This window comes from Protofrankia sp. CiP1_Cm_nod4, from assembly GCF_982290645.1.
Genome location: NZ_CEVIVC010000022.1, coordinates 5,549 through 11,755, shown reverse-complemented (window position 1 = coordinate 11,755; position 6,207 = coordinate 5,549). Strand labels below are relative to the sequence as shown.

Genomic DNA, 6,207 nt, shown 5'->3' with positions numbered 1-6,207 from the left:
CGCGGTGGCACCGGCGGCATCGTCGAGATCGGTCAGGCAGGGCCGGTCGGGGTACCGCCGTGCGGCATCCCAGAGGATCTGGGCCGCCGTGATCTGATCGCCGTCAGCCATACCGATGAGAGTAGGAAACAGGCACGTCCGCGGATACGGAGAATCCATGAGAAGCGGAGGCCAGTATTAGGAGTTCCCTCCAAAGATCTCCTACCAGCTCGAGGTGGTGTCGATGTCCGATGCCAGTGGCAGCCTGCTGGTCACGACCGCGCAGCGGCTTCGCCAGCGCACCGACGACCTGGTCGAACGGCAGCTGGACGCGCTGCGGACGCTGCGTTCCTACGACCGGGTGCCCGACGACGACCTCCGCCGGTCGTGCCGGCGCAACGTCGCCCGGGTCGTCGCGGTCCTCGAGCGGCGCGACCAGCTGCCGCCGGAGATCGAGGAGGACGAGCGGGTCTCCGGCCAGCGCCGGGCGTTACAGGGCATCCCCTCCGAGGACGTCGTCGAGGCGTACCGCAGAGTGCTCAGCGTGCTGCGCGACGCGTTCATCGAGGAGGCGGTGGCGGCCGGGGCCGACCCGTGGGCCGTGCTCACCGGGGCCCGGCGGCTGTGGGACCTCACGGACCGGTTCAGCAGCGTCCTGGTTTCCGCGCGCCAGCAGGTGGAGATCGATGCCGCCCGCCGCGACGAGCGCCACCGGATGGCGTTCCTGCACCGCATCCTCACCGGCGGGGCCGACCCCGCCGAGCTTGTCGAGGGCGGCGCGGTCCACGGCATCCTGCCCGACCGGGAGTACTGGGTGCTGCGCTGCCGGCAGCGCCCGGAAGGGGTGCAGCGGCTGATCCGGCAGCTGGAGCCGGCCGGTACCGGCGTGGGCTTCCGGCCACTGATCACCATGTTCGACGACGACGTGGTGGGGATCAGCGCGATCCGTCCCGTCCCGCACGACGATGCCGTGATCGCGGTTGCCGGGCCGGTGACGCTCACCGGCGTCCCGCAGGCGTTCGCCGAGGCCACCCGAGTGCTCAACGTCGCTGTGCGCTACCGCCGTACCGGCGTCGTGGACAGTTCGTCACTGTCGGTACGGGCCGCGGTCGAGCAGCAGGCCGAACTCGGCGAACAGCTGTTCCGTCGCTACGTCACCCGCCTGAGCGGCCGGAGCGGGAGCGCGTCGGCCGAGATACTCGAGACCGTGCGGACCTACCTGCGCGAACGCCGGTCGGTGGCGGCGGCCGCACGGGCGCTGTCGGTCCACGAAAACACGGTGCGTTACCGGCTGGAGCGATATCAGACGATCACCGGCGCCGACCTCGCCGACACCGACACCCTTGTCGAGGTCTGGTGGGCGCTGGAGTACGCCAGCATCCGGCCGGCGGCCCCGGACGCCTGAGAGCCAGCCTGGTTGACGGGCGGGCAGCACCATGGAAACCTTGTAACAAACAGTTGTTTGTATCGGAGGGCGACGATGATCGACGGAGCCGTCGTGGTGGATGCCGTGGTGCATCCCTACAACCTCGCGCCCGCGAACCAGAACCCCGCGGCCCGCGACCAGCTCGAGGCGGTCTACGCCGCGCACGTCCTCGCGACCGGCCAGAACCGTCCCGAGTACCTGCTCACCCATGACGAGTTCTTCTCCGACTTCCCCTTCGAGGCGATCGCCGACTCGCTGTTCGTCGAGAGCCCGGTCGACCTCGCGGTCATCCACGCGCTGCCCAACCTCGGGTTCGCCCGCGGCCACGTGACCGCGCCCGAACGCGCCGCCGCGTTCCGGGACCGCTACCCCGACCGGTTCCGGCTGTTCGCCACGGTCGACACCCCGATCACCGACGCCGCCATCACCCAGCTGGAACAGCAGGTCACCCGGTTCGGCGTCGACGGGCTGAAGCTGTATCCCGCCTTCTTCTACGACGATGTCGGCAGGGGCTGGCGGCTCGACGACGCCGACTACGCCACCCCGCTGCTGGAGGCCGCCCGCGACCTCGGCATCCGCAACGTCGCGGTGCACAAGGCGCTGTGGCTGCCACCCGCCCCGCGCAGCGCCTTCAGCCTCGACGACCTGGACCTCCCGCTGGAGCGGTTCCCCGACATCAGCTTCCACGTGGTGCACGCGGGCGCGGCCTTCCTCGAGGAGACCGCGACGCTGCTGCGCCGGCACCGCAACCTCTACGCGACCCTCGAGTCCGTGTTCGCCTACGTGGTGGTCAGACCGCTCGTGTTCGCCCGCATCCTCGGCACCCTGCTGCGGGCCTGCGGCGCCGACCAGCTGATGTTCGGCAGCGGCTCCAACCTGTCCCACCCGGCTCCGCTGCTGGCCGCGTTCGACGGTTACGAGCTGCCGGCCGACCTGGTCGCCGAGCACGGCTACCCCCAGCTGACCGCCGAGGACCGCCGCAAGATCCTCGGTGGGAACGCGCTGCGCCTGCTCGGCCTGGACGCCGCCACCGTCGCCAGCCGTGTCGCGGACGACGAGTTCGCCCGCGAGCGCCGGCGCGGCGCGGCCCGCCCCTGGGGCCAGCTGCGCACGGGCGCGACGGCGGTACGGGGATGAGCCACCGGGCAGGGCGCGCGCACCGTCGTCCCCGGAAGAACCGTCGTCCCCTGGAGAACCGTCGTCCCCGGAAGAACAGCCGTCCTCCGCGGAACGGCCGTCCGCGGAACGGGAACGGCGGCGCGGCGCGCGGCCGGCGGAGCGGATCGGGGAGCGCATGAACCGCACGGGGACGGCGGCACCCACCGAGGAGCGGGTCCGTGCGGCGCTGCGCTCGGTCCCCGAGCCGTGTGGCCTGCTCATGCGTACCCCGATCGACATCTGCGAGATGGGGCTGGTCGACGGGATCGAGTGCCGCGCGGGGAACGTCCGGGTGGTGCTCGTCCTGACCGACACCTCCTGTGTGCACCTCTCCGGCCTGAAGCGTTACATCACCGATGTCCTGACCGCGCTGCCCGGCGTCGAGTCCGTCGAGGTCACGGTGTCGACGACCCAGCTGTGGACGCCGGACCGCCGACAGCCGGCACCGGGCCACCGCACCCGTCCCGAGAACATGCCGGCCGGTGACGCGCCGCGCGCCGCCGGCCGGCACCGCCGCGGCCGGGAGGCCCCGTGATCCGCCCTGTGCGGGATCCGGGCTCGCGGAACGCCTCACTTGTGGGCGGGCGGCACCCCTGCTAATGTTGAACAAACAATTGTTTCAGAAAGAGTGAGAACGATGGCATATATCACCCCAGTACTGGACGACTACGCGAAGAAATACCAGAACATACGTCTCGAACGTAAAGACGGAATCTTAGAGCTGACCGTCCACAGCGAGGGCAAGAGCCTGGTGTGGACGTCCAATGCCCACGACGAGCTGGCCTACTGCTTCGCCGACGTCGCCTGCGATCCCGAGAACAAGGTCGTCATCATCACCGGCGCCGGCGACTCGTTCTGCTCGGAGATCGACTTCTCGAGTTTCGGCCTCTCGACCGCGATCGACTGGTCGCAGATAATCTTCGAGGGCCAGCGGCTGCTGAACAACCTGCTCGACATCGAGGTTCCGGTGATCGCCGCTATCAACGGCCCGGCCACCATCCACCCGGAGATACCGGTCCTGTCCGACATCACGATCGCCGCGGACACCACCACTTTCCGGGACTCCCCGCATTTCCCGTCCGGCATCGTCCCCGGGGACGGGGCACACGTGACATGGACGCACGTGCTCGGGCCGCAGCGCGGCCGCTACTTCCTGCTCACCGGCCAGGAGCTCGACGCCCACCAGGCGCTGGACTACGGCGTGGTCAACGAGGTGCTCCCGGCCGAGCAGGTCCTCCCCCGCGCGCGCGAGATCGCCGAGAACATCGCGGCCAAGCCGCCGCTGGCCCGCCGTTACACCCGGGTGGCGCTGACCCGCGAGCTCAAGCGGCTCATGCACGAACAACTCAGCCTGGGCCTCGTCCACGAGGCGCTCGCCGCGCTGTCGCTATGAGCAGCATGACGCTCTCCGGTTTCAACCGTCTCAGGCGGTACTTCGAGGACTTCGCCGTCGGGGACGCCGTGCGCACCCCCGGCCGCACCGTCGACATCGGGGACATCACCACCTTCGCCGGCCTGACCGGGGACCACTACCCGCTGCACGTCGACGAGGAGTACGGCCGCACCACCCGCTTCGGCGGCCGTATCGCGCACGGCCCGCTCACCTTCGGCTTCGCGGTGGGGCTCGTCGCGCTCTCGGGCTTCCTCGGCGAGGCGATCGTGGCCTTCCTGGAGTGCCAGCACCTGCGTGCGCTGGCGCCCGTGCGCCCGGGCGACACCCTCCGGGTGCACGCGGAGGTCGTCGAGAGCGAGGCCGGCGCCAACCCCGGATACGGGACGCTGCGCCTCGACTACAGCGTAGTCAACCAGAAGGACGAGGAGGTCATGCGGTTCCGCATGGTCCTGCTCGCCCGCCGCCGGCCACCCGTGGAGGACAACGGTGCCTGACAGTGATCCCGCTTCCGGTGCCGCCACGGCGAGCGCCCTGCCCGGCCGCGGCTCGCCGGAGGAGGCCGTCTTCATCGGCCTCGGCGAGCTGCCGTCCGGGCGCTACCCGGACCGCCCGTTCATGGGCCAGCTCGTGCACGCCGCGGTCGCCGCGGTCCGCGACGCCGGGCTCACCGTGCCCGACATCGACACCATCCTGCTGATCCCGTGCCTGCACTCCTTCGCGGACCAGGCCGATCTGATCTTCTCGCGGCTCGTCGAGGAGCTGGGGCTGCACGGGCGGGCCAAGAGCAGCTTCATGCTGCACTCCGGCGGCTCCACCAGCGACAACACGATCCGTTCCGCCGCGGGGCTGATCGCCAGCGGGCACGCGCGCAACGTCCTGGTCGTGCAGTCCGAGAAGTGGGGCTCCGCGCCGGTCGGCGAGATGATCGACATGCTCACCGCCAACGGCATCCCCCGCGAGTGGGAGAAGCTCTCCGGGCTGACGTTCAACGCCGTGGGAGCGCTCATCACATGCCGTTACATGGCCGCGAGCGGCTCCACCGCGGCGGACATGGCGTCGGTCTGCGTGGCGCTGCGCGAGTGGTCCCGGCTGAACCCCAACGCGATGTACAGGGACCGGACGCTCACCGTCGAGGAGATCCTGAACTCGAAGATGGTGACCGACCCGCTGCACGCGCTCGAGTGCCCCATGCTCGCCGACGGGGCCGTCGCGTTCGTCATGACCAGCGCCGGGAACGCCCGCCGCGCCGGCAGGGACGCCTGGGTGCGCATCGCCGGATCCGGCGGCTGCGTCTCCCACTACAGCATCGGCCAGGAGGCCGATCTCGCCGTGCTCGGCTGGGAGAAGGCCGGGGTGGACGCGTACGAGCAGGCCGGCTGGGGCCCCCAGGAGGCGGATCTCGCCGAGGTCTACGACTCCTACGCCGCGGTGCTCACCAGCGGTCTCGAAGGGCTCGGGCTCGCGCCGAAGCACGAGGCGGCCCGGATGTTCGCCAGCGGCGAGTTCTCACCGGGCGGGCGGCTGCCGGTCAACACCAACGGCGGGCTGCTGTCGGCCGGCCACACCGGGGTCGGCGGCGGCAGCGCACTGCTGGCGGAAGGAGTGCGCCAGCTGCTCGGCAGGGCAGACCCCTCCCGCCAGGTCGCCGGCGCCACCCGGGCGGTCTGCGGCGGCACCGGCGGGACCTACATGGACAGCCAGGTACTGCTGCTGGAGGGGGTGGCCCGGTGACCGACACCGGCATGGAAACGCTCACGGAGCCGTACTACGAGGCGCTGAAGCGCGGTGAGCTCGTCGTCCAGCACTGCAAGGCGTGCAATCGCAACATCATGTATCCCCGTCATCTCTGCCCGTTCTGTTACGAGACAGATCTGAGCTGGGTCCTGTCGTCCGGCCGGGGTGTGCTGCACAGCTACGCGGTACAGCGGCTGGGGCCGCCCAGCGGATTCGAGGACGACCTTCCCTACGCGGTCGGTGTCGTCAAGCTCGATGACGGTGTTCAGCTGCTCGGCCGGCTGTGGCCCGATCCCGACGGCGAGTGGAGCGGCTATTCCTGTGACGGCCGGGTCGAGTTCCACGGCGCGGACGCTGTCGAGATCGGGCGCCGTCCCGTTCCCTGGTTCCGCCGGGCCGGCTGAGAATCCGGGATTTCCGCCCGCCGCGGGCCGGCCCGTGGCGCTCCGGGAACCACGGGCCGGTATTCCGCCGGCACGGACGTCGGACAGAACCGGCGGGCCGACCGGCAATACCG

7 protein-coding genes are annotated in these 6,207 nt (G+C 70.5%); all 7 read left to right on the top strand.

Annotation, left to right across the window (positions count from 1 at the left end; all coding sequences use genetic code 11):
- Positions 1 to 223: 223 nt before the first annotated feature.
- Positions 224 to 1,384 (top strand): PucR family transcriptional regulator, encoded by a 1,161-nt coding sequence (locus tag AC5LSR_RS06855; RefSeq protein ID WP_250282832.1) that lies wholly within the window; start codon positions 224 to 226, stop codon positions 1,382 to 1,384.
- Between the two features lie 75 nt (positions 1,385 to 1,459).
- Positions 1,460 to 2,542 (top strand): amidohydrolase family protein, encoded by a 1,083-nt coding sequence (locus AC5LSR_RS06850; RefSeq protein WP_250282834.1) that lies wholly within the window; start codon positions 1,460 to 1,462, stop codon positions 2,540 to 2,542.
- 157 nt (positions 2,543 to 2,699) lie between these two features.
- Positions 2,700 to 3,098, top strand: coding sequence for a metal-sulfur cluster assembly factor (locus tag AC5LSR_RS06845; RefSeq protein WP_250291844.1), 399 nt, complete (start codon positions 2,700 to 2,702; stop codon positions 3,096 to 3,098).
- A 102-nt stretch (positions 3,099 to 3,200) separates the two neighbouring features.
- Positions 3,201 to 3,956, top strand: coding sequence for an enoyl-CoA hydratase/isomerase family protein (locus AC5LSR_RS06840; RefSeq protein WP_250282838.1), 756 nt, complete (start codon positions 3,201 to 3,203; stop codon positions 3,954 to 3,956).
- Complete coding sequence (locus AC5LSR_RS06835; protein ID WP_250291848.1) at positions 3,953 to 4,450, top strand: MaoC/PaaZ C-terminal domain-containing protein; 498 nt, start codon at positions 3,953 to 3,955, stop codon at positions 4,448 to 4,450. Before AC5LSR_RS06840 ends, AC5LSR_RS06835 begins: the two co-directional genes overlap by 4 nt.
- Positions 4,443 to 5,687 carry a thiolase family protein gene (locus AC5LSR_RS06830; RefSeq protein ID WP_250282844.1) on the top strand — a complete coding sequence of 415 codons (1,245 nt, stop codon included), beginning with the start codon at positions 4,443 to 4,445 and terminating at the stop codon, positions 5,685 to 5,687. The genes AC5LSR_RS06835 and AC5LSR_RS06830 overlap by 8 nt, the downstream gene beginning before the upstream one ends.
- A gap of 11 nt (positions 5,688 to 5,698) precedes the next feature.
- Positions 5,699 to 6,094, top strand: a complete 396-nt coding sequence (locus AC5LSR_RS06825) for a Zn-ribbon domain-containing OB-fold protein (RefSeq protein WP_493468259.1) — start codon at positions 5,699 to 5,701, stop codon at positions 6,092 to 6,094.
- The last annotated feature ends 113 nt before the right edge of the window (positions 6,095 to 6,207 follow it).